At 44.5% G+C, this 21,536-nt stretch carries 27 protein-coding genes and 1 other annotated feature; all 27 genes read right to left on the reverse strand.

The window, feature by feature from the left end:
• Nucleotides 1-170: 170 nt before the first annotated feature.
• Nucleotides 171-1,409: an ATP-binding protein gene (locus HDC33_RS08750; protein WP_179392068.1), complete on the reverse strand. Its 1,239-nt coding sequence runs from the start codon at nt 1,407-1,409 to the stop codon at nt 171-173.
• 273 nt (nt 1,410-1,682) lie between these two features.
• Entirely contained in the window at nt 1,683-2,411 is a 729-nt protein-coding gene (locus HDC33_RS08755) for a YebC/PmpR family DNA-binding transcriptional regulator (protein ID WP_179392069.1), read from the reverse strand.
• A gap of 13 nt (nt 2,412-2,424) precedes the next feature.
• The gene (locus tag HDC33_RS08760; RefSeq protein ID WP_179392070.1) at nt 2,425-3,294 is read right to left on the reverse strand and encodes an aminoglycoside phosphotransferase family protein; all 870 of its coding nucleotides are present in this window, start codon (nt 3,292-3,294) and stop codon (nt 2,425-2,427) included.
• 7 nt (nt 3,295-3,301) lie between these two features.
• Complete coding sequence (locus tag HDC33_RS16720; protein ID WP_179392071.1) at nt 3,302-4,441, reverse strand: LysM peptidoglycan-binding domain-containing protein; 1,140 nt, start codon at nt 4,439-4,441, stop codon at nt 3,302-3,304.
• 197 nt (nt 4,442-4,638) lie between these two features.
• The gene (gene pheA, locus HDC33_RS08770) at nt 4,639-5,529 is read right to left on the reverse strand and encodes a prephenate dehydratase (RefSeq protein WP_179392072.1); all 891 of its coding nucleotides are present in this window, start codon (nt 5,527-5,529) and stop codon (nt 4,639-4,641) included.
• A gap of 15 nt (nt 5,530-5,544) precedes the next feature.
• Nucleotides 5,545-6,000 carry an ACT domain-containing protein gene (locus HDC33_RS08775; RefSeq protein WP_304625747.1) on the reverse strand — a complete coding sequence of 152 codons (456 nt, stop codon included), beginning with the start codon at nt 5,998-6,000 and terminating at the stop codon, nt 5,545-5,547.
• 64 nt (nt 6,001-6,064) lie between these two features.
• Nucleotides 6,065-7,357: a GTPase ObgE gene (gene obgE, locus HDC33_RS08780; protein ID WP_179392073.1), complete on the reverse strand. Its 1,293-nt coding sequence runs from the start codon at nt 7,355-7,357 to the stop codon at nt 6,065-6,067.
• An 11-nt stretch (nt 7,358-7,368) separates the two neighbouring features.
• Entirely contained in the window at nt 7,369-7,887 is a 519-nt protein-coding gene (locus HDC33_RS08785; protein WP_179392074.1) for a Spo0B domain-containing protein, read from the reverse strand.
• Between the two features lie 105 nt (nt 7,888-7,992).
• Nucleotides 7,993-8,283, reverse strand: coding sequence for a 50S ribosomal protein L27 (gene rpmA, locus HDC33_RS08790; RefSeq protein WP_179392075.1), 291 nt, complete (start codon nt 8,281-8,283; stop codon nt 7,993-7,995).
• 15 nt (nt 8,284-8,298) lie between these two features.
• Nucleotides 8,299-8,625, reverse strand: coding sequence for a ribosomal-processing cysteine protease Prp (locus HDC33_RS08795; RefSeq protein WP_179392076.1), 327 nt, complete (start codon nt 8,623-8,625; stop codon nt 8,299-8,301).
• A 6-nt stretch (nt 8,626-8,631) separates the two neighbouring features.
• The gene (gene rplU, locus HDC33_RS08800) at nt 8,632-8,940 is read right to left on the reverse strand and encodes a 50S ribosomal protein L21 (protein ID WP_179392077.1); all 309 of its coding nucleotides are present in this window, start codon (nt 8,938-8,940) and stop codon (nt 8,632-8,634) included.
• Between the two features lie 14 nt (nt 8,941-8,954).
• Nucleotides 8,955-9,028, reverse strand: a sequence feature (ribosomal protein L21 leader region).
• A 42-nt stretch (nt 9,029-9,070) separates the two neighbouring features.
• The gene (locus HDC33_RS08805) at nt 9,071-9,682 is read right to left on the reverse strand and encodes a site-2 protease family protein (protein WP_179392078.1); all 612 of its coding nucleotides are present in this window, start codon (nt 9,680-9,682) and stop codon (nt 9,071-9,073) included.
• Nucleotides 9,679-10,230: a M23 family metallopeptidase gene (locus HDC33_RS08810; protein ID WP_179392079.1), complete on the reverse strand. Its 552-nt coding sequence runs from the start codon at nt 10,228-10,230 to the stop codon at nt 9,679-9,681. The genes HDC33_RS08805 and HDC33_RS08810 overlap by 4 nt, the downstream gene beginning before the upstream one ends.
• 210 nt (nt 10,231-10,440) lie before the next feature.
• On the reverse strand, nt 10,441-11,238 hold the full coding sequence (gene minD / locus HDC33_RS08815) for a septum site-determining protein MinD (protein ID WP_179392080.1): 798 nt from the start codon (nt 11,236-11,238) through the stop codon (nt 10,441-10,443).
• Between the two features lies 1 nt (nt 11,239).
• Entirely contained in the window at nt 11,240-11,911 is a 672-nt protein-coding gene (gene minC / locus HDC33_RS08820) for a septum site-determining protein MinC (RefSeq protein WP_179392081.1), read from the reverse strand.
• A 22-nt stretch (nt 11,912-11,933) separates the two neighbouring features.
• Nucleotides 11,934-12,458, reverse strand: coding sequence for a rod shape-determining protein MreD (mreD, locus tag HDC33_RS08825; protein ID WP_179392082.1), 525 nt, complete (start codon nt 12,456-12,458; stop codon nt 11,934-11,936).
• Nucleotides 12,455-13,345 (reverse strand): rod shape-determining protein MreC, encoded by an 891-nt coding sequence (gene mreC, locus HDC33_RS08830; RefSeq protein WP_179392083.1) that lies wholly within the window; start codon nt 13,343-13,345, stop codon nt 12,455-12,457. Before mreC ends, mreD begins: the two co-directional genes overlap by 4 nt.
• A 19-nt stretch (nt 13,346-13,364) precedes the next feature.
• Nucleotides 13,365-14,381 (reverse strand): rod shape-determining protein, encoded by a 1,017-nt coding sequence (locus HDC33_RS08835; RefSeq protein ID WP_179392084.1) that lies wholly within the window; start codon nt 14,379-14,381, stop codon nt 13,365-13,367.
• Nucleotides 14,382-14,527: 146 nt separating this feature from the next.
• Nucleotides 14,528-15,199 (reverse strand): RadC family protein, encoded by a 672-nt coding sequence (gene radC, locus HDC33_RS08840; protein WP_179392698.1) that lies wholly within the window; start codon nt 15,197-15,199, stop codon nt 14,528-14,530.
• Nucleotides 15,200-15,215: 16 nt separating this feature from the next.
• Nucleotides 15,216-15,830 carry a Maf family protein gene (locus HDC33_RS08845; RefSeq protein ID WP_255457324.1) on the reverse strand — a complete coding sequence of 205 codons (615 nt, stop codon included), beginning with the start codon at nt 15,828-15,830 and terminating at the stop codon, nt 15,216-15,218.
• 95 nt (nt 15,831-15,925) lie between these two features.
• Nucleotides 15,926-16,561 carry a hypothetical protein gene (locus tag HDC33_RS08850; protein WP_179392085.1) on the reverse strand — a complete coding sequence of 212 codons (636 nt, stop codon included), beginning with the start codon at nt 16,559-16,561 and terminating at the stop codon, nt 15,926-15,928.
• Nucleotides 16,562-16,685: 124 nt separating this feature from the next.
• Nucleotides 16,686-17,441: a prepilin peptidase gene (locus HDC33_RS08855; RefSeq protein WP_179392086.1), complete on the reverse strand. Its 756-nt coding sequence runs from the start codon at nt 17,439-17,441 to the stop codon at nt 16,686-16,688.
• Nucleotides 17,438-18,121 (reverse strand): hypothetical protein, encoded by a 684-nt coding sequence (locus HDC33_RS08860; RefSeq protein ID WP_179392087.1) that lies wholly within the window; start codon nt 18,119-18,121, stop codon nt 17,438-17,440. Before HDC33_RS08860 ends, HDC33_RS08855 begins: the two co-directional genes overlap by 4 nt.
• Entirely contained in the window at nt 18,114-18,755 is a 642-nt protein-coding gene (locus HDC33_RS08865) for a fimbrial assembly protein (RefSeq protein WP_179392088.1), read from the reverse strand. The genes HDC33_RS08860 and HDC33_RS08865 overlap by 8 nt, the downstream gene beginning before the upstream one ends.
• Before the next feature lie 2 nt (nt 18,756-18,757).
• Nucleotides 18,758-19,711, reverse strand: a complete 954-nt coding sequence (pilM, locus tag HDC33_RS08870) for a type IV pilus biogenesis protein PilM (RefSeq protein ID WP_179392089.1) — start codon at nt 19,709-19,711, stop codon at nt 18,758-18,760.
• A 62-nt stretch (nt 19,712-19,773) separates the two neighbouring features.
• Nucleotides 19,774-20,199 (reverse strand): prepilin-type N-terminal cleavage/methylation domain-containing protein, encoded by a 426-nt coding sequence (locus HDC33_RS08875; protein WP_179392090.1) that lies wholly within the window; start codon nt 20,197-20,199, stop codon nt 19,774-19,776.
• A gap of 130 nt (nt 20,200-20,329) precedes the next feature.
• The gene (locus HDC33_RS08880) at nt 20,330-21,535 is read right to left on the reverse strand and encodes a type II secretion system F family protein (RefSeq protein ID WP_179392091.1); all 1,206 of its coding nucleotides are present in this window, start codon (nt 21,533-21,535) and stop codon (nt 20,330-20,332) included.
• Between the last annotated feature and the right edge of the window lies 1 nt (nt 21,536).

Consider the following 21,536-nt stretch of genomic DNA (forward strand, 5'->3'; position numbering starts at 1 on the left):
CTCTCCCCCTATATATAGTACCGATTATACCATACGAACGCATTTTCCACCTTATGAGGAGGTGGCCAACAAAGAAAAGATGGCCGCTTTATCGGCGGCCACCGGTCATTTCCTCGTTATTGAGTGCATGCTATGTATCATAGCAACTACCCCTCAATTTTTCAATGGAGTTATACAGGGATGGTAATTAGAAATGTCGTTCCTTTCCCTACAATACTTTCCACCTTAATATCCCCTTTAACATTTCGGATTGTACTATAAATCATGAGCATGCCAAGACCCGTCCCCTCTTTTTTCGTGGAGTAATAAGGTTTTCCCAATTGTGAGATCTCTTCGCTTGTCATGCCGATTCCACTATCTTTAATCACTATTGCGATATGGTCTTTTTGTTCGGATACATCTACGTAAAGGGAACCTCCCCCGTTTTCCTTCATAGCTTCAATACCGTTCTTAAATAGATTGATGAAGCATTGCTGTATTTGATTTTCATCATAGCTTTTCTTTAATGTATTCGTAAAACTTACCTGTATCTCGACTTGATTCATCTTCGCATATGGCTTCATGATATTTTCCACATACTCTATTTCTTTTTTGAAATCGGAGTAAACCATATTTGCACATTGAGGTTTGGAGAAAGTCAGAAAATCACTGACAATTTTTTCCGCACGCTCTAATTCTTGCAACGAAAATTCAATATATGTTTTTTCATCGGGACTGATCGTTTTTGAACCTTTTAAAAGCTGAAGAAATCCACTTGTTACCGTTAGCGGGTTTCTGATTTCATGAGCAATGCTTGCCGATAAGTCACTTATATCATTCAGCCTTTCCGATCGTAAATAAATTTCGCGGGTTTTTACATTAGTAATGATTTTTTCAATCAAAGACATAATAATAAAAATCGCAATTATGTTTACGACAAAAGAAGAGAATGTCAATAGCCAAAATTCACTCGTCAACTTTTGGTAATTGAAGCCCAACGCGAAATAGTAGAGCGACGTTGTAAAAACACCGGCGAATAGAGCATATAAAATTCTTCCTCTCGAGCTTTGTTGACTAAACTTTTTACTCAATAAAGGAACTAAAATAAAAATAACTGTCGAGAAGATAAGAGATTGATAAGTCCCTTCTCCCCCAATAATAAATCGATATCCATTTAGAACTAGGTAAAGAGGAAACACCATTTTGTAACCACCGAAAAGCGCAATGATGATAAAAGGAATAAACCTCAAATCAATTATAAATCCCAAATCCAACTTAATCGGAAATGCCATGCAAAGAACGAGGGTGACAGCGGATAATACTACAATCAAATACTTGTTTAAACTCGTTAACTTATCTTCAAAAAATACCAAAGCTATTATAACCGGAAAAAGTAAAAACAGGAAATTTAACAGTATTGTTTCAATCATGCCGAACTTCCTTCCCGTAACTTTCATTTCGCTATTACTTTTTAGAAATGCGCAAACACCTAGTAAAAGTGTACACTATTTCTTGATGCAATATGTATATTATTTTTTCCACCAAAATAAATACCCATCCACCATTCTTACCTGGCGGATGGATATTAGTATGATTCCAAATTTAAATCTTACTATATAAATCGAACAATAGAATAACAATACAGACTAAGCGTAGGCGCACGGGTTATACACCTTATTTAACACTTCTACTCACTATAGTAATCAATCCCGCACTTCTGCATTATGATAGATGTCTTGCACGTCTTCATTATCTTCCAACACATCGAGCATTTTTTCAAATAGCTCTTCATCCTCTTCGCTTAAGGCTGTGTACATCGAAGGAATCATCTCTATGTCTGCTGAGATGAATTCAATTCCTTCTCCCTCAAGCGTCTCTTTTACCGTTAAAAAGTCGGACGGCGGAGTGACGACTTCAAAGCCATCTTCCGTCGACTCGATATCATCCGCACCAGCTTCAAGCGCCGCCATCATAACCATGTCTTCGTCGGTGCTGTCCGTCCGTTCGATGAAAAGGCGCCCCTTCCGGTCAAACATATAGCCGACCGAACCGCTTTCCCCTAAATTGCCGCCATTTTTGCTGAAAGCGACACGGACATTCGGTGCGGTCCTGTTCCGGTTTTCTGTCAGACAGTATACAAGTACTGCCACTCCACCCGGACCATATCCTTCATAGATTACTTCTTCATAGTTTTCATCTGAACCAGCGCCTGTCACTTTATCGATTGCACGTTTAATGACATCGTTCGGCACGTTGACGCCTTTCGCTTTTTCGACAGCGAGACGAAGAGCCGCATTCGATTCCATATCAGGACCGCCTGCCTTTGCGGCTACAAAAATCTCTTTTGACATTTTCTGAAAAATCTTGCCCCGTTTCGCATCTTGTGCACCTTTACGGTTCTGTATATTTTTCCATTTCGAATGTCCTGCCATATGACATTACCCCCTATATATTAATCCGCTCTACATCATACCATAATTTCGGCCAATGCGAGAGCGCGGACTCAGTAAAGGGGATCAGTTGTTTCGCCTGCCTTTCCCTGCTGAATGGTGACAGGGTGAAAAAGTGAAGCCATTCGCGGAGCACTTCATTCGGAAATAAAAGCAGTGTCTTTGAGGCCAGATCGAGCTTTTGCAGTGAAGGCTGTTCATCAAACAGATAGTCGATATCATAATCGATTTGCGGAAGCACACGGTGTATCCAAAGAGCAATTTCAGTACCCGCAGGTCCCGTACTTGCCAAATCGAAATCGATGAAACGGATTTTACCATCTTTATCGCGCAGGATATTATGGTGGACGACATCCCCATGAAGCAATGTGCCGTCCAAATTATCTTTATATGTTTTCTTTACAGCACCAATCGCATTCAATGCATAAAACAAGATTTCATCGACATGGCCTTTTCCGATATACGCCTCACACTCTCCACCAATTTCACGGAACTTTCTGATCCGGTCTTCCCACTTCGCGATGAGTGGATACGGATGCAGATAAGGGGAGGCGTGCCAGTCGAGTTGTGCTTTCGTATTGTGAAGTGCATGAAGGGCGGCCAATGAATCTGTTCGATCCGCCCTCTTCTTGAAATTGACCGCTTTCGCGCCATCCAGCCACGGCTGTACGAACGTCAGCTGATTCTCTTGGGCTATTACATCCACGATATGCGGAAATGATACAGAGCGTAGCGCTTGATGAATACGATGCACTTTCATGACAGTGGAGTTGGAATGATAACGTTTCACTGAAAACCGATTGCCGTCTTTTTCCAACTTCCACACATTATCTTTTATTTTTTCTAATTTCCCGTCCGGCACCATAGGCCGTTCAATACGCTCCGTACCAGTTAGATCCTGGGTAAGGAGCAGGCATTCCAGGATGAGGTGCTTGCTGCATATGTCCATGGCAATTGCATGGCTGGCCATAGAAAAGCGGAACCATCATCGGCTGATGTTGAAAATGCGGGTGTGGATGCTGTCCGCTACAACCGCATCCGCAATCCTGTTGCTGTCCACTACACCCGCATCCACATCCACAACCTGGATGATGACCTGGGTGCGGCATGACAGGATAACCGAATTGTGCAGGGTTCCATTCTTCTTGCATAGCTGGCGATATTTGTTGCGGTATATAGCCTTGCGGCGGCGGACATGGCTGCAAATCGAAGTCGGGTGATTCATCAAACGTAAAATCAGGTAAAACGGCTTGCTCTGGCGGACATTCCATTGATGGCTGCAAGGTGATCCCAGGCGATTCTGTATACATGAATTCTGGAGATTCGACTAACTTCCAACCTTCAATCAGCTGATTTTCTTCTTGGATCATTGCAGGTCCTTGGCCGGAAAAGATTGGTGATTCCGGTTGTTGTTCTTGTATCGGAAATTGTGTTGATGGGCATGGCATTGGTTGAGGTGCTTGTTGCATAGGCGCTTGCGGTCTCGGCATCGCCTGGATTTGACCCGAATGCATAAACGGATAGCAATCTGCATCGTAAATCGGCATCCAGCCACATGGAATGCCTATAATCGGCTGTACAAACGGAGGCATAGGAATCGATTGTGTCGGCGGCGGTGCTGGCATTGGTGCTGGCATTGGAGCTGGTAACGGCGGCTGTACTTGCACTGGCGGCAACGTCATCGGAATTGGTGGCGGAGCCGGCGTCGGCGGCAATGGTATTGGCGGCTTAGACGGTTTTACCTCTGCTTTTGGAGGCGGCGTCACCGGTGCTTTCCCTTTTTCGGGTTGTTTGACGCGTTCCGGTTGCTTCACATTCTCTTTCTTTTCACCTTTCGTTCCGTGCTGCTCAGTTTTGTGCTGTTTTTTGGGCAGGAAGATTTTCATCCCGGGCACTATATAGTCCGGATTGGCAAGATGTGCATTCACCCGCTTCAAATCATCGAACGGGATACCATGTTGCCGCGCAATCTTCCACAACGTATCCCCTTTTACAACAATATGGACTTCCACTAAAAAACTTCCCCCTTCCGTCAACTCATCGTATGAACGGACGCCCGTCTGTGTGACGCTCTTTCACACGAGATGTCCTCTCTAGCCATGTATATGCGGAAGCGGGAGTATTATTCTAAAGATTATATGGAAAGCGCTCTTAGTACGTTGTGTTCTGCGAGACTAGATACATGACCAGCTCCAAGCAGACTTCAAGGTCAAATCGAACGACTTGATGGCTGTTGATCGTATGTATAATAAGATCCAAAAGAACGGACGGAACAATGCAATGCAGCGAGTTCTTCCATCGCGCCTTTCATCATCGGGTGTTCATCGGATTCCATTACATCTATGATGAAGAAATAGTTTCCAAGCCCTGTTTTCATTGGCCTAGATTCAATTTTACTTAAATTGAGCCTACGCCATGCAAAAACGGATAGTATTTGATGCAATCCCCCTGAACGATCATCTTCAGGCAGTTTTACCATAAATGTAGTTTTAAGTTTTTCAGAATGGCCCTCAATTTCCAAAAGACCTTTTCGCAATGACAATACGACAAACCGTGTATGATTAAAATGAAAATCGTGTATATTTTCCTCTGCGATATGTAGGCCGTATTTTTCCGCTGCCAGCTTGTTTCCGATTGCGGCAATCTTTTCTCCGGGATTCTCGGAAATATATTTGGCGGCAGCCGCTGTTGAAGTTGTCTGGATTAACGGGATACGGCGATAATTATATTGTAAATACTTATGGCACTGTGCAAGTGCATGAGGGTGGGAATTAATGGATTCTATTTCATTCATAAATGGGACCTGCTCTATATTGACCATTAGATGCTGTTCAACCGGTATTGAGGTTTCGGCATTGATGAATAGATCACTGCCATGGAACAAGTAATCAATTGTCATCGGTACGGACCCTTCCAATGCGTTTTCAAGCGGGACAATCGCGTAGGCGACACGCCCTTCCACCACAGCTTCAATGCAATCCGGTATCGTCGGTTGCGGAATCAGTCCCGACGACCCGAAAAGATTGTTTGCTGCAACATGTGTGAACGATGCTTCCGGCCCTAAATAGGCTACACTCGGCGTATATTTTCCATTCTCCATTCTATGATTCCCCCATTAGAGCGCTCCTGAACTGATCAATATGACTGAATCGACAAAGTCAGGCGATTTTAACCGTTGCAGGAACTCCTCCATTTTTATAGTCATTTCCGTCACATCGAGTGACAAGGTGATATTAGCCCGCGCTTGTACAGGAATCGTCTGGTGAATTGTCAAGACATTGCATTTTGACTCCGAGACAATCCCCAACAATGTCGCAAGCGATCCTTTCCGGTCTTCAAGCTGAATGAATATCGTGAGAATACGCTCACGCGCAATTGATTCGAACGGGTAAACAGTGTCGCGGTATTTGTAAAATGCACTACGGGATAGACCTACTCTTTTCGTAGCATCTTGTATCGTCGATTCCTCTCCGCTCGCCAAAAGCCTTTTCGCTTCAAGCATTTTCAGCATCGATTCTGTCAGTACGTCTTCCCTTACAAGATAAAACTGACCTTCCCCCAACTGTTTCATGAGTTGTCCCCCCTTCGTGCGTACCGCACCTTTTATAATTGCATTCAGTCAATCTTTCCTGTAATCAGTCCATGAATTCGAATTCGAAATCAAGAAGTCGTACAGTATCTCCATCTTTCGCACCGCGTTCACGAAGTGCATCATCTACACCCATACCACGCAATTGTCTCGAGAATTTACGGACGGATTGGTCGAAGTTGAAATCGGTCATAACAAACAGACGCTCGATTGTATAACCTTTTAGCACGAATGCTCCATCGTCATCACGTGAAATTTCAAAATCAGGTGCTTCCGCTTCATGTTTGTAAAGAACAGACGTCTCTTTATCTTCCTCTTCAATTTCATGCATCGGGAATTCTGCTGTAATTTCAAGTAAATCCATAACCGCATGAAGTAGTTCGTCTAGCCCTTTTCTCGTAAGAGCGGAGACTGGGAAAATGAGTGCATTGTCATCATTCAGTTTTTCCTTGAATATTTTAAGTTTCTCTTCAGCTTCGGGCATGTCCATTTTGTTCGCTACAATAATCTGTGGACGCTCTGTCAAACGCAAATTGTATTGTTCCAACTCTTCATTTATTGTCAAGAAATCCTCGTACGGATCGCGGCCTTCAAGCCCCGACATATCAATGACATGAATGATGACGCGTGTCCGTTCGATATGGCGCAGGAACTGGTGACCGAGACCGACACCTTCGTGCGCTCCCTCAATCAATCCCGGAAGATCGGCCAATACGAAACCGCGGTGATCATCCGTCTCAACCATTCCTAAATTCGGCACAAGTGTCGTAAAATGATAATCCGCGATTTTCGGTTTCGCTGATGATACGACAGATAATAATGTTGATTTTCCTACGCTTGGGAATCCGACAAGACCTGCATCCGCCAGCACTTTCAATTCAAGATTGATTTCCCGATCGACACCCGGTTCACCTTTTTCAGACAGTTCAGGTGCAGGGTTTTGCGGTGTCGCGAATCTGCTGTTCCCGCGTCCTCCACGGCCGCCTTTTGCAATAACGGCTTTTTGACCATGCTCAACGAGGTCTGCGATGATTCTACCGTCTTCAGCGTCTGTCACAATCGTACCCGGAGGAACTTTGACAACTACATCAACTGCGTTTTTACCATGCATATTCTTACTTCCGCCATGCTCTCCGCGCGGGGCCTTAAAGTGTCGCTGATAACGGAAATCCATCAGTGTGCGCAATCCTTCATCCACGATGAAAACAACATCAGCACCTTTTCCTCCATCTCCGCCTGCTGGGCCACCGTATGCAATATACTTTTCCCGACGGAAGGCAACCATCCCATCACCACCATCGCCGCCTTTTACATAAATCTTAACGTGATCGACAAACATGTAATTTCCTCCTATTGTCCACTTACTGTGAACGTCCATTGATTGTGTGAAATTGTTTCTTTAGTGAAAAATTTTCCTGTTGTTACCGGTATTGGATTTTTATTTCCCATTTCTCCATATACAGTGATTGCAATAGACCAGCTTGTTGAAGATGCCTGCACGACGATTTTTGTTTCATATTCGAAAGCCGGGTCCAGCGTTTTTTCCGCTTCACTGAATACATGTTCTAAAAAGGCTGCGACTGACGCATCATCCGCCTCCCGGTTCCCCTTCACAATCGTGCATGACATCGTTGAAGGAAATGCCGCATATAACCAGTCGAATGTTGTGAGCCATGTTTCAACGGCCGGGAGACCAAGTCTTTCCAGCATCGCGATCTGACGCATATGATCCGTCGTCTCCAATATCTTCTGTTTGGCCTCTGGTAGTTTTTCGAGATCGATATAGAGCAGGATCAGTTGCAGTTCATTCAAAAAATCATGTCTAGCAAATTTCAGCGCTTGCGCCGTCGTTAGCTTTTTGTTCCCCATTTCCATTCACCGCCAACCATTATCATGTATACAGTATAGCATCTGTGGCTAAAAAAAAGAAAAAGGACTGCACATTTGTATGCAGTCCTTTCTGTCGTACGTATATTATGCTTCCTGAACTTCAGGGTATACGCTAACTTTCTTTTTGTCACGACCGAAACGTTCAAAACGAACGACGCCGTCAACTTTTGCGAAAAGAGTATCGTCACCACCGCGACCGACGTTTTCACCTGGGTGAATTTTCGTTCCGCGCTGACGATAAAGGATTGAGCCGCCAGAAACAAACTGTCCGTCCGCGCGTTTTGCGCCAAGACGTTTCGAGTGTGAGTCACGACCGTTCCGAGTAGAACCTACCCCTTTTTTCGATGCGAAAAACTGGAGATCTAAACGTAGCATGTATGCCACCTCCTACTATTTAATGATAATTTTTATATGTTGCCCATAGTCATTTTCAATCGTCTGCAATGAAACAATCATCGCCTTCACAATCAACTGTATGTCGTGATCGTTTTCTTCGGTTTCCGGAAGTACGACTTTCAAGTAACCACCTTCAGATCCTTGTTGAATATCAGGTGTATTGCCTGTTAGTGCAATAATGGCATTGACAGCACCAAATGATACTGCGGATGCACCTGCACAGACTAGGTCTTTTCCATGTTCCGCGAAATCGGCGTGGCCCGTCATCTCAAAAGAGGTGATCCGACCGGAAGATTGTTTCTTGATGATGATTTTAATCATGCCGGCTTACAGGTTGATACCGTCAATGACGATTTTCGTGTATGGCTGACGATGACCTTGTTTTTTGTGATAGTTCTTTTTCGGCTTGTATTTGAAAACAGTGATTTTTTTAGCACGGCCCTGTTTAACAACAGTTCCTGTTACTGTAGCACCTTCCACGAATGGAACGCCTACTTTCACGTCTTCTCCACCTACGAATAGAACTTTGTCGAAAGTGACGACTTCGTCAGCTTCACCAGCTACTTTTTCAATGTAGATTTCCTGGCCTTTTTCAACTTTGATCTGTTTTCCACCAGTTTGAATAATTGCGTACATACTTGCACCTCCTCTTATAAATACAGACTCGCCTTCCAAGGTGATCCGTACGGATACTTGTACCTTATCAGTGCGGTTGTAGCACGGGTGCTACAAACATTAACAGTTGAATATTACCACGTATATTCAGTTACGTCAATCTATTTAATTTCATATCAGCAAATGCTTTTTCATATTTTCGGAAACGGAATACGGAAATATTTTGGAACAAGAGGAATAATGCGAGCAGTATGTAAGGCAGTGTGTCAGGAATAGCGGAAAACAACAGGATAACAACTACGGAAATGAAGATGATGGAATGAAGTAAATAGAACGACCTTGTACGATATTCGGAACCTTCCTTCTCAAGCAGGGCACAGATTGCCTGTCCACCGTCGAGCGGCAAAACAGGCAGTAAGTTAAGTAACAGCAATGCCACCTGGATCCGGACGACCAAATCGTCACCCGGGAACGAAATAGTCATCCCGGCCAAGAGTAATGCAAGCGTCGCCAGTGGTCCGCTAAGCGCAACGATGATACGGTCTTTTTTAGGCGCGGAATGACGGTCTTTTATAACAATCTCTCCGCCATACGGCATGATTGTACACGATCGGATACGCATTCCCGTGAGATAGGCAGCGATGAGGTGACCCGCCTCATGGATAAGAAGTGATAAAAAAATGATTGCATAAACCGAAATACTTCCGGTGACGATGAGAAATATGAAAAAAGGCAGGAGAACGGGATGGAGCCTGAATTTCATTGTTCCCCGCCAGAGAGATAAGTAGGCAATAACGAAGCGTCAAGTTTCACTCCATCACGTTTCACCTTGAGATAAATCGCCCCTTCGTCCATCAGTGCTAGCGTGTCCCCTTTTTTCACAGTCGTGTAAGGCAGTTTAGCAAACTTCCCGACATATCCGTACGTCACTTCGTCACCGTCGTCATACAACACAGCAATCGTCTTGCCGGATTCGCGTGTAAATCCTGTAAAGATGACAAGCCCATTCTGTGTTGCGTCAATCGCCAGCGGTTTCGTGTAGGAAACTATTACTCCATCTTTGTATGGCTGCATCGATTCGTATGCTGAGAAGGGCGCTAGCTGTTGTGAATCTCCCATGACCGCGATTTTGTCCGGTGCGGATTCATTAATCATTGTCGCCACCCATTTCTTCATCGCTATGAAATCTTTACCCGATGTGACGTATTGTGTTATAGGTTCTTTGATGACGCCTCTATCTTCCAGTTTCGCCACACCAATCACGCTGAGCGTCAGCACTACTGCCATCATCCATTTTGTTCTCCATTTCAACCTGGAAACACCACCCGTTTTTTTTAGTATATGACGGAGGTGGCGGGAATATTTTGGGCTAGGTTGGATTTTTGTGAATTAAGGCTGTAAAACCGACTCTTGGAATATAATCACGACTTTAGAAACGTGATGTCAATTTGCGTTTCACAAGCTGATACCTCAAAAATCTCACAAAAACCCCCGACACTGAATATGTGTCGGGGGTCTAGGTTACCTCGAGAATATAGCTTTCAGCTTACCGAAGAATCCGGTTTTGCCCTTGTCGACCGACATGAGCGGTACGGATTCGCCAAGGATACGGCGTGCGATGTTGCGGTAGCCGATTGCGGCGGGGTTCGATGGATCCATGACGACCGGTTCTCCCTTATTGGAGGATGAAATAACGTTTTCATCGTCGAGAATGATACCAAGCAAATCAATCGACAAGTGTGTTGTGATGTCATTGACGTCGAGCGAATCCCCATTATTCATGAGATGACGTCTGATGCGATTGATGATCAGTTTCGGCGGTTCGATGTCTTCATTTTCCAACAATCCGATGATACGATCGGCGTCCCGAACGGCCGATATTTCAGGAGTCGTGACAACGATTGCACGATCAGCACCCGATATGGCATTTTTGAAGCCTTGTTCGATTCCGGCAGGACAGTCAATCAATATATAATCGTAATCCCTCTTCAGTTCGGTGATCAATGTTTTCATCTGTTCAGGATTGACAGCATTCTTATCCGTTGTTTGTGCAGCCGGCAATAAAAAGAGCCCGTCATCAAAACGTTTATCTTTTACAAGCGCCTGCTGAACTTTACAGCGGCCTTCTATGACATCGACAAGATCGTAGATAATACGATTTTCCAGACCGAGAATGACGTCAAGATTCCGAAGGCCGATATCCGTGTCGATCAGACACACTTTTTTACCTTGCAGGGCCAATGCGGTTCCAAGGTTTGCAGATGTCGTCGTCTTGCCGACGCCGCCTTTACCAGATGTTATTACGATTGCTTCTCCCACACTAGCTTCCTCCTTTGAATGATGACAGACCCGGCCGAAGTATCCGGAGTTCCTGCAGACGATCAATGGCGATGAAGCCGTTCGGATGCAAATAAGCGCATTCCATCTCTGGTTGTTCAGACAATATCGTCAATTCATCCGTCATCGTTTCCATTTTGTCCGCAATAATTAGATGAGTTGCTTCAAGCCACGATGCAGCAATGACAGCCTTCGTATTGCCATTCGAACCGGCGTGGGCGATCCCTTTCAACCTGCCGAGAACATAAATGCTGCCGGCAGCTACGACGCGGCCATTAGGATTCACATCCCCGACAACAACCAGATCCCCTTCCGCTTTCACGACCTGGCCCGATCGCACGATGCCGATATAGGTTTCGGATTGGTTTTCAAGCACTTTTCTGTTGCATTCTTCCATCGTGATGACATCACTTTGGATTTTCGAGACACGTAAATTCGGGGAGCCATGAATCGTGTTCATGATTTCCTTTAATTCTTCCTCATTACAATAGCGGCTACCTGTATGGATTTGCACTTCCGCAAGCCCTTCCAAACCGTCATCTTCAACTTTTCTACGGAGTTCGGCAATCATTTCCGAGTAAGCGCATTTGTCGTCAAGCCGAAGAACAAGACCTTCCTTTGTCCCTTTTATTGTTACATATTGCTGTTTCGTCATTTGCGTCACCCCGCATTTTCTTTTACAAAGTTTCGCCTTGTCGCTGTACTACTCTTTTGTATATAAGGTTTTTGAATAACCAGCCGAACATTCCGACGAAAATTGAATTGGCGATAATCGTCGGTACAAGCCTGGCTGCGATGAATTCATCCAGTCCGATTGATGTCAATGAAATAAGACTTGCAAAAAAGTATGATAATAGTTCAAGAATCATAACCAGGAATAGCGCCAAGAACATCACCGTGACAATATGACGATGGATTTGGCGAATAATCAAGGTAGCGATATAACAAATTAAGGGATATAGGAACGCGTATAGTCCAATAATATCAATATGATACATATCATACAAGAGTCCGAGAATAATTCCGTAAACAATTGCACGCTGACGGCTGTAATAGACTGCTATAAAGATAAGATACACGATGACAAACCGTGGGACAAGCGTATAACCATCACCGCCTATATCAATCGGCGAAAACAAACTGAACACTGGCTCCAAGAAAAACAGAAACACGGCAATAAGAGGGATGATGGACCGGATCATGATCCTTCCTCCCCCTCAGTATCCGCAGTGCCTTCTCCGTCCGTCCCATCAACGCTAGTTGATGAGCGCTTTGCAATGATAACGTGATCCAGCATCGAGAACTCTGCGGCTGGACGGATATATGCCAACTTCGTCAATCCATAATCATCTGTCGATACTTCTGTCACTTCCCCAATCAAAAGCCCTTTCGGAAAAATACCGCCGAGCCCGGATGAGATGACTTTCTGACCGACTTTCACTTCAAAACTGGAGTCGATTCGTTTCATGATAAGTTCACTGCGTTTCCGGTCATACCCTTCGATGAGTCCAAATGTCTTTTCACCTGAAATGACAGCAGCTACACGAAAATTGCGGTTTTCTGTCGATAAGAGTTCAACTGTAGAAGTGAAAGGCGTAACGAGTACAATTTTACCGATCAATCCGCCAGCTGTTACGACTGCCATATTTTTCTTTATGCCGTGTTCTTCACCTTTATCAATGATGATTTTCTCCTCCCATTGATCCGGATTACGGGAGATGACTGTTGCCTGTACCGGGGCGAAAGCACGCAAATCGTCTTTCTTGCCGAGAAGTTCGAGTAGACGTTTATTTTCTGACTTAATATCGGTCAGTTCCGCTTGCCCAGAAGCGTATTCACTTAATCTCACTTTTAAATGTTTGTTTTCTTCATATGTATTCAAAATCCCATCAACATTCCCAATGAGGTTCGTTATGTAATGCGCCGGCTTCGAGAATAACGATTGCCCGAAACCGACGACGTCTTTCACAACTTGTTCTGGAAGGGAGGCATTCTGCCGGTCTTTGAGGGAGAATGAAATTAATGCCACTAGGACGATGACGCCCACTAGCAGTAAAATCAAACGTTTATTTGAAAAAAATCGCGGCATTGCCCTTATCCTCCCTCACTTATCTACCTTGCATCTTTTTGATCAGTTCAAAATTATCCAGTGCTTTACCTGTACCGATTGCCACACAATCAAGTGGATCTTCAGCTATGAAAACAGGCATATTCGTTTCGTCGGAAATGACTTTTTCCAGATTTTGGAGTAGAGCTCCGCCGCCCGTCAAAACAATTCCGCGTTCCATGACATCCGAAGATAATTCAGGCGGTGTCGTTTCAAGCGTCTTTTTGACGCCATCGATGATTTGTAAAATCGATTCGCGCAATGCATCCGCGATTTCGTCCGAAGAGATTTCGATTGTTTTCGGCAGACCTGTCAAAAGATCGCGTCCACGTATTTCCATCTTCTCCGTTTCTTCAGTCACTTTTGCAGACCCAATTTCAATTTTGATGGCTTCTGCAGTCCGTTCACCAATCGTCAAGTTATACGTTTTTCGGATATAACTGATAATCGCGCCGTCCATCGTGTCTCCACCGACACGGATTGATTCGCTTGTTACGATGCCGCCGAGTGAAATGACTGCAACTTCCGTCGTTCCGCCACCTATATCGACGACCATGCTACCAGTAGGTTCCCAGACAGGCAGATTTGCACCGATTGCTGCCGCAAACGGTTCTTCGATTGTAAATGCTTCTTTCGCACCGGCTTGACGTGACGCATCAATAACTGCGCGTTGTTCAACTGATGTAATCCCGTAAGGCACACAAATAAGGGCGTTAGGCTTTTTCCAAGCTCCGCCTGACACCTTTGTTGCTTCCTTCAAATAATGTTCGATCATTGCTGTTGTAATTTCAAAATCAGCGATGACGCCATCTTTCATCGGGCGTGTCGCAACGATAGATCCAGGCGTACGACCTATCATATTTCTTGCAGCGCTTCCGACTGCGACAATTTCACCTGTATGTGTATTTTTCGCTACTACTGAAGGCTCTCTGAGGACAATCCCCTTACCTTTGATAAAAACTAATGTATTTGCTGTGCCGAGGTCAATCCCGACATCTCTTGATCCAAGTCCAAACAATTGTGTTCTTCCTTTCTCCTTAACCGTTAATTACGGCATTCATGAAATCATACACCATAGTATAACGGATAGAAGTATAAATTTACAGTGTAACATGTACCCTCATTCTTATTTCGTGCCATTCGACCGATAATATCAGAATATATTCACATGTATCCCTTCTCTTTAAGACTGAGAAACTTGTGGTCTCCAATGATGATATGATCGATTACTTCGATGCCCATAATCGATCCCGCTTCCATTAATCGCTTCGTCACTTCAATATCCTCCGGCGAAGGTGAGGGATTGCCACTAGGATGATTATGTGCCGCGATGATGGAGGCTGCGGACCGCTTTACCGCCTCCCGAAAAATCTCGCGCGGATGTACGATGCTAGAGTTCAAACTGCCTATGAAAATAGTCTGTTTATGAAGCACTTCGTTTTTGACGTTTAAAAACAGAACAACAAAATGTTCCTGGTTGAGCGAAGACATGTCGGTCATTAAATAGGCCGCCGCGTCTTCCGGCGACCTTATTGTGTAGCGACCCTCGGAATGCTTCCTGTACAGTCGCTTGCCTATTTCAGCGGCTGCAAGTAACTGAACAGCCTTCGCTTTGCCAACCCCTTTTACCTGCATCATTTCCTCAATCGTAGCATATTTCAAGTCCTGAATTTTATCGAAAGAGGAGAGTATCCGGTTGGCTAGAACGAGCACCGATTCTTGTTTCGTGCCCGTCCTCAGCAGGATTGCGATTAGCTCTTGATTGGATAAACTATCCGCGCCTTGTCTGATTAGACGCTCACGCGGCCTGTCCGCTATATGTACATCACGGATCATCATTTTCGGCTCAAGATCAAAAGTCAATGTAGGGATCACCAACCTTCAATGCCATCAAACCAAGCCTTCGCATATGTTCCGTCAACTTAGAAATGGGCAATCCCATGACATTGTAATAATCACCGTCAATTTTTTCGACAAGCAAAGACCCGGCCGTTTGAATGCCATAACCACCGGCCTTGTCCATCGGGTCACCCGACTCAACATATGCATCAATCAATACATCGTCCAGCTGACGGAAAGTAACTTTCGTTTCGACAGAAAAAGTGCGTATCACTCCGTCGATAGATAAACCAACGCCCGTAATGACTGTATGCGTCTCCCCTGAAAGTTCCTTCAAAAATGCTGTCGCCTGTTCTTTACTTTCAGGTTTTGAATACAGTTTCCCTTCATGAACAACAATCGTATCCGCGCCAATAACAATTGAACCAGGTTCATCATCAGCAACCGCACTCGTTTTCAATGCAGCAAGTTTTCGTGCATATTCTTTAAAATCGCCATTTTCTACGTCCATCACTTCAGACACATTACTAGGTACAACTCTGAATGGAAAGCCTAATAAATTCAGGATCTCCTTCCTCCTTGGTGAAGCTGAAGCTAGAATAACCGGTTTATTAATCATAAATTTCATTAGTAATTCCCCCTTTGCCCAATCATACTGGAAAAAAGGAAATCTGAAAATTGTTTAAAAATCCCCATAATTTAAATTTGACCTATATTTCGCTTTTAAAATGTAATTTTAATACACTTATCCTTCTGTGAATAATGGGACAGGAGATGCAATCTCACTACTTGTAAATCCTTTGAATAGGCCGTAATGGCGGCAATTTTCTTATGAAATTCTTTCGTTTTTGCATCCTCTTTCCCTTCAATCAAATTTTTAATTTTGGCCATTTCCGTCTGTGCAAGCACTTCATCCAATTTCCCCGCTCCAATCGCTCCGCAGGCCGAGGTCTCTACCTTGAAAGCCTTCAGGTATGTCCCTTCAGCCGCATTCGTAACCACCTCATTTTCAGCCAAGCCGACAGCTGTCCAGACGTAGAATTTATCATTCCCATGGATGACTGCCGCTTTCGTAAGCGATGGATCTTCTGCAATAAACAAGGTCGCGGATTCCGCTGAAGAAAATGCTCCATGCTGTTTCGCAAATAATTGTAACGGTTTTTCAGAAGCCGGCGCAGTCGTTTCAACAGGCGCCGGACCGGATGTAGCAGTTTCTTTTTCCGTCTTGTCGTCATTGTCTTTCCCTTTTGACCCGGCTAGCAGTAATCCGATCACCGCAACTGCCGCGACACCTATAAGGACGCCGTGAAGCATTGCCATGAAGACTGTCACCTTCGAATAGCGTTTTCCGAATTTCATTGCTGACCACCCCGTTTTTTATCACGCTTCAGCGCCTGAGCGCCTACGTTTTAATACAACCGTATCAGAGTGGACATGAAAAAGAACAAGACGTTTGTCGCCTTGTTCCAATAAACTTATCGACTTAACTAAACAGGTTTCCATACCAACTGACAAAATCGGCTCCCCAAAAATAGGCGATAACAGCAGCGAATGCAATTGAAGGCCCAAACGGGATTGGCGTCTTTCGTCCTTTGCCAGTCTTTTTCAAAAACACGATACCGACGACGGACCCGATGAGTGCGGCCAAAAACAGCGTCACAAGCGAATTCAACGTGCCAAGCACGAGACCAATGACGAAGAATAATTTGATGTCTCCGCCTCCCATGCCCCCTTTCGACACGACAGCAATGAGGAAAAGGATCCCGAAGCCCACTAGTGCACCTGCTACGCTATCCCACCATGGCGACAGCGGGATGAACAACCGGGCGACGAACAAGGCTATAGCGAACGGCAACAGCACTTTGTCGGGGATCAGCATATACGCAATATCGGATACTGTAATGATGACAAGAAGCGACATGAACAATATTGCGACGATAAGTTCTCCGCTAAAACCTAGAACGTAAAACGATAACGCAAACAAAACCCCCGTCACGAATTCCATAAATGGATAGATCGGGCTGATTTGAGAGCCGCAACCCCTGCACTTCCCTTTTAAGATTAGATAGGATAAAACCGGTACTAGGTCAAGAATCCCCAGTTTCCGGTCACATGTCGGGCAATGGGAAGACGGTGATACGATAGATTCTTTTTTGGGGACACGCAATCCGACGACGTTGAAGAATGATCCGAAAACGATACCGTAAATAAAGAACAGGATTGTAATGGTGATCGTCATTTGGATACCCCCGCTTTCTGTACTTCATTGAATGGGGTGGGATCTATTTTTTCACTAGGAGGAGGTGCATCGATCTTCGGCGCTTCATGCTGCAGACTTGTTAAATCGGGGCGATAGAAAGCTGAAAACGACACCGTCATCTCAACAAGCTCTTTTGCCGATTCCTGCTCACGTATTTCCGTAGGCATGGTGAAGTTTATCGAATCCATGATAAAAACCCGTTCCATCTTCTCGATTTCATCTACGAACTTTTCGACTTCTATGTATGAATCGGCTTGAAGAACCACTTCTGTTAACAGCTGGTTGACGTTTTCAACCATTTCGGGTGGGTTTGCGATGATGAATTCCCCTTGCGAAAACGATACGTCCCGTATGGTAATGCCTGACTTAATTTCCGCTTTACCAAGTTGGAGCAGCACGGCGTCTTCCAACGGCTTGGTTGGGACTTTGCGTTGCAACGGCTGTGAGCTAGCGGTATCGGTCCTGCCTTGGGCTGCCGCCTGTTTACGAAGTGCAAATAACACATCCCGTTCGTTCGAGGTGGTCATCTTCACTTGATCATTTGCTTCTTTGGCGGGCATATACACCATAAAATATGAATAAACGCCAATTGCGATGAAGAGCAAAACGGACAGGACGACAAGGGCAATTTCCTTTTGACGTTTTGTCAAATCAGTCATTCGTTTCATCCCCTTCATCCGTAGTCGGCACATCTCCATTTTCTTCGGTTGTTTCCGCAGTCCCTTCCGCAACAATCCGATTATCAACGAACTGGAGTGAATACGTAGCCAAATAACGCGGCAGAACCTTAGCTGAATCGCTGACATCCTCCCCCGAATCATCGACAACCACCGAATCAAGATGGATTTCGGAAACGGTTGGAGACATCTTCAATCTCGTGAAATAATAGGCGCTGTCCTGTTTTGTATCGAATTGGACAGTGACTGTCGCCAAATTGGGGCCCGTAAAATCGAATGAGTGGAAAAACCCGCGTGCCGGTAATAGATTAATAAGTTCATGCAACAAAGGAACAGTATCAAACTGGTACCCTTCCGCCCAGCCTACAGTTGCAACAAGTAATTTCTTCTCATCACCAAATTCGAATTGCTGGAGTTCAGAACGGATTTCTTCCTGGCTTGCCTGAAGTGAAACGAGCTGACCTTCAAGCGTTTCCGTCTCATTTTCAAGGGCATTTGATAGCATGAATAAAATAAGCCACAAAAGAACAGCCGCACCGATAATAGCCAGTGCAGCGATGAGAAGCTGTGATCTATCCCTCTCTTTTTCAGGCAATAGATTGATATCGACTAACATGCCTACACCTCTTTCAATGCCAACCCGATTATCCGGTTGAAACGTGCTGGTACTTCTTCACCGGTCGCCAGTTGCATGGGCTGCTTCACCACTACATCCGTTTTAACGTTGAGCCGGTCAGTGATGATGGCTACTAACTCGTCCATTCGGGAGTACTCCCCATTCACAAGAATGTGTGTAATGGAAGCCGCTCCATTTCCCATATTATAACGGTAAAAATTGATGATTTTCTCGAGCTCCATCACAATGGTCGATGGCGTGACAATACCCGTTTCTCCATTCACATCTTTGACGACGGACATATCTGTCATGTTTTCCAAATCGACCGGACGCATAAAGAGCGGGTAATGTTGATGAAAAATAGAAACCGTCAGTTTACCAAGTTTCAGGTCGGCCAACAGAATATGCTCGTCCCCAGTGAACGAATGCTGTTGGTACACAAGTCGATACAATGCAAGCGGCGTAATGTCCGCCTTTATTGGATTGAGCTTAACATCTTTCAAAACTTCTTCATAACGGTCGAGGACACTTTCTTTTGAGGCGATGATAATGGCCTCGTTCGTTTCGGTATTCGGTATGTATGACACGACATCGAAGACGGGATCATCGAAAGGCAGATAAAGCGTCGAGCCGATTTCGATGAAGAAATGACCTTTCAATTCATCTGTCATAATATCGTCGGGGTATGGAACTTTGCGGATAATGACGTATTGATCCGGGGCGAGGAATTGGACGGATCGTTTGGAGATTCCCCACTGTCCGATAGCCCCGTCCAAAATCGTCGCAAGCGTTTCCGAATCGATAATCTTCCCGTCGACAACGACGTTCGAAGGAAGTAAAAATTCCTCCGCAACATCGATAACGAGCGGATCAATGGATTTCAGCCGGACAAACCGGACTGCATCTTCTTCAATTGTCATGGATTCCGTGCGCTTGCGGCGGGTGAATATGGACATGAGAACAGCTCCTTGAGGTTTTCAATTTGCTTGTTTAATATTATTTAATCATTTCTATTCACTTATTTAAACTCCTTATATATTTCTTTATTACTTAGGTCAGTCTTAGATGCATTAGTAACAGTGATTGTTTTATTACCTGCACTACCCGTAAAACTAATAGTGGTAGCACCATTAGATGTTTTATTCACTGTTGCAGAACTTAATGTTCCTTGATTATCTACATAAACAGGAATCAGACTATCTCCCGCACCTGAAGATAGAGTTGCTGATGTTTTATCGGTATTTTCCAAGAAATACAAATTCCCTGCCGCCAAAACGTTTTGGGCATCGACGATAACTGCTTTCTCTCTTGAACTCTGAACAACATTACCAATCGAAGGAATCGCAATCGCCGCAATAATCCCCAAAATAACAATAACCGCCAATAGCTCGACCAACGTCAAACCTTTTTCATTCCCCAATCGTTTCTGTAAAAATTTCTTCATGTGTATTTCCTCCTTTTTCATCTTCTTATTACACTTACATCTTAATTATACCTATTAATGCAAAATATGAAACTAGTAAATCATGAATAACCGTAATATTTTCCCTAATTATTGAATTTACCCCTTACATTTAGTCTATGTTATTAAATATCTCAAACATCGGCATCATAATCGCAAGGACTATAGTCCCGACTAATCCAGCTAATAGCACAATCATTAAAGGTTCGATCAACGCTTTCAGACGATCTGTCGCGGCCTCCACTTCTTTCTCGTAGAAATCAGCAACCTTCGCCAACATCGCGTCCAATGACCCTGTTTGCTCACCAATAGCAATCATATGTGGAATCAAAGGCGGAAATGCCCAATGTCCGTTCATTGGCTCCGTCAACGATCCGCCACGTTCCAATGAATCTCTCGATTTTGCAATCACCCTGGAAATAACTTCGTTTTCCACTACCTTTTCCGTCATCGACATCGCTTGTAAAATAGGGACGGAGCTTGCGAATAACGAACTTAACGTTCGCGTCATTGTCGCGAGAACGGACTTCTTCATGATGTCGCCAAATATCGGCATCCTCAAAAGGAAGGTGTCCAATAGAAGTTTGCCTTCTATATTACGTCTCATCATCCAAATCCCAACCACGACAATCACTGCGAATAAAACTAGCAAGTACCAATAAGCAGTCACGAAATGGCTTGCGTTCATAACGAAACGTGTTATCCAAGGCAACTCGCCTCCGAAACTGGCAAACATATCAACAAACATAGGAACGATTGTCGTCAGTAAAAAGATGACGACTCCGATTGCTAAAACAGCCACGATCAGTGGATAGGACATGGCCGATACAACTTTCTGTCTCAACTGATGCGATTTTTCGAAGTGATCGGCGAGTCGGTCTAGCGAGTCATCGATTGTCCCGGACATTTCTCCGGCTCGGATCATATTCACAACGATCGGTTCGAACGCTTTCGGATGTTTTGCAAACGCCGTTGATAATGAACCGCCTCCACGTAAATCATCGTTTATCGTAATAAGTATTTTTTTAAACGGTTTCGACTCGATTTGCAGTGACAGTATCCGGATTGCATCGATAATTGTAACGCCAGCTCTGAGAAGCGTTGAGAATTGACGGAGGAACATGATGAAATGTTCTCGTTTCACAGGTTTTCCGATGACGATTTCTTTTGTCAATGCAGTTTCTGCTTGAACAGTTATGTTCGTCACACGGATTCCCTGGCTTTTCAGTTTTATGGCGGCTTCTCGCTTGTCCGCCGCCACAATCACGCCAGATCGGATTGATTTTGCATCGCGACCTTCATATTTGAAGCGCGCCATC

Origin of the sequence: Sporosarcina sp. JAI121 (genome assembly GCF_013408665.1) — a bacterium.
In the GTDB taxonomy this organism is placed as follows: Bacteria; Bacillota; Bacilli; order Bacillales_A; family Planococcaceae; genus Sporosarcina.

What these genes read in the sequence shown, in the direction of transcription:
- HDC33_RS08860 (WP_179392087.1), bottom strand. Translation starts at nt 18,121, where the DNA reads ATGACTGATTTGACAAAACGTCAAAAGGAAATTGCCCTTGTCGTCCTG.
- HDC33_RS08845 (WP_255457324.1), bottom strand. Translation starts at nt 15,830, where the DNA reads ATGAAATTTATGATTAATAAACCGGTTATTCTAGCTTCAGCTTCACCA.
- HDC33_RS08805 (WP_179392078.1), bottom strand. Translation starts at nt 9,682, where the DNA reads ATGAAATTCAGGCTCCATCCCGTTCTCCTGCCTTTTTTCATATTTCTC.
- HDC33_RS08755 (WP_179392069.1), bottom strand. Translation starts at nt 2,411, where the DNA reads ATGGCAGGACATTCGAAATGGAAAAATATACAGAACCGTAAAGGTGCA.
- HDC33_RS08855 (WP_179392086.1), bottom strand. Translation starts at nt 17,441, where the DNA reads ATGACGATCACCATTACAATCCTGTTCTTTATTTACGGTATCGTTTTC.
- HDC33_RS08775 (WP_304625747.1), bottom strand. Translation starts at nt 6,000, where the DNA reads ATGAAACAGTTGGGGGAAGGTCAGTTTTATCTTGTAAGGGAAGACGTA.
- HDC33_RS08785 (WP_179392074.1), bottom strand. Translation starts at nt 7,887, where the DNA reads ATGGGGAACAAAAAGCTAACGACGGCGCAAGCGCTGAAATTTGCTAGA.
- HDC33_RS08850 (WP_179392085.1), bottom strand. Translation starts at nt 16,561, where the DNA reads ATGAAATTCGGAAAACGCTATTCGAAGGTGACAGTCTTCATGGCAATG.
- radC (WP_179392698.1), bottom strand. Translation starts at nt 15,199, where the DNA reads ATGATCCGTGATGTACATATAGCGGACAGGCCGCGTGAGCGTCTAATC.
- pheA (WP_179392072.1), bottom strand. Translation starts at nt 5,529, where the DNA reads ATGGAGAATGGAAAATATACGCCGAGTGTAGCCTATTTAGGGCCGGAA.
- HDC33_RS08760 (WP_179392070.1), bottom strand. Translation starts at nt 3,294, where the DNA reads ATGGTGCCGGACGGGAAATTAGAAAAAATAAAAGATAATGTGTGGAAG.
- HDC33_RS08750 (WP_179392068.1), bottom strand. Translation starts at nt 1,409, where the DNA reads ATGATTGAAACAATACTGTTAAATTTCCTGTTTTTACTTTTTCCGGTT.
- obgE (WP_179392073.1), bottom strand. Translation starts at nt 7,357, where the DNA reads ATGTTTGTCGATCACGTTAAGATTTATGTAAAAGGCGGCGATGGTGGT.
- HDC33_RS08865 (WP_179392088.1), bottom strand. Translation starts at nt 18,755, where the DNA reads ATGTTAGTCGATATCAATCTATTGCCTGAAAAAGAGAGGGATAGATCA.
- rplU (WP_179392077.1), bottom strand. Translation starts at nt 8,940, where the DNA reads ATGTACGCAATTATTCAAACTGGTGGAAAACAGATCAAAGTTGAAAAA.
- mreD (WP_179392082.1), bottom strand. Translation starts at nt 12,458, where the DNA reads ATGATCCGGTCCATCATCCCTCTTATTGCCGTGTTTCTGTTTTTCTTG.
- HDC33_RS08795 (WP_179392076.1), bottom strand. Translation starts at nt 8,625, where the DNA reads ATGATTAAAATCATCATCAAGAAACAATCTTCCGGTCGGATCACCTCT.
- rpmA (WP_179392075.1), bottom strand. Translation starts at nt 8,283, where the DNA reads ATGCTACGTTTAGATCTCCAGTTTTTCGCATCGAAAAAAGGGGTAGGT.
- HDC33_RS08875 (WP_179392090.1), bottom strand. Translation starts at nt 20,199, where the DNA reads ATGAAGAAATTTTTACAGAAACGATTGGGGAATGAAAAAGGTTTGACG.
- mreC (WP_179392083.1), bottom strand. Translation starts at nt 13,345, where the DNA reads ATGCCGCGATTTTTTTCAAATAAACGTTTGATTTTACTGCTAGTGGGC.
- pilM (WP_179392089.1), bottom strand. Translation starts at nt 19,711, where the DNA reads ATGTCCATATTCACCCGCCGCAAGCGCACGGAATCCATGACAATTGAA.
- minC (WP_179392081.1), bottom strand. Translation starts at nt 11,911, where the DNA reads ATGACGAAACAGCAATATGTAACAATAAAAGGGACAAAGGAAGGTCTT.
- HDC33_RS08880 (WP_179392091.1), bottom strand. Translation starts at nt 21,535, where the DNA reads ATGGCGCGCTTCAAATATGAAGGTCGCGATGCAAAATCAATCCGATCT.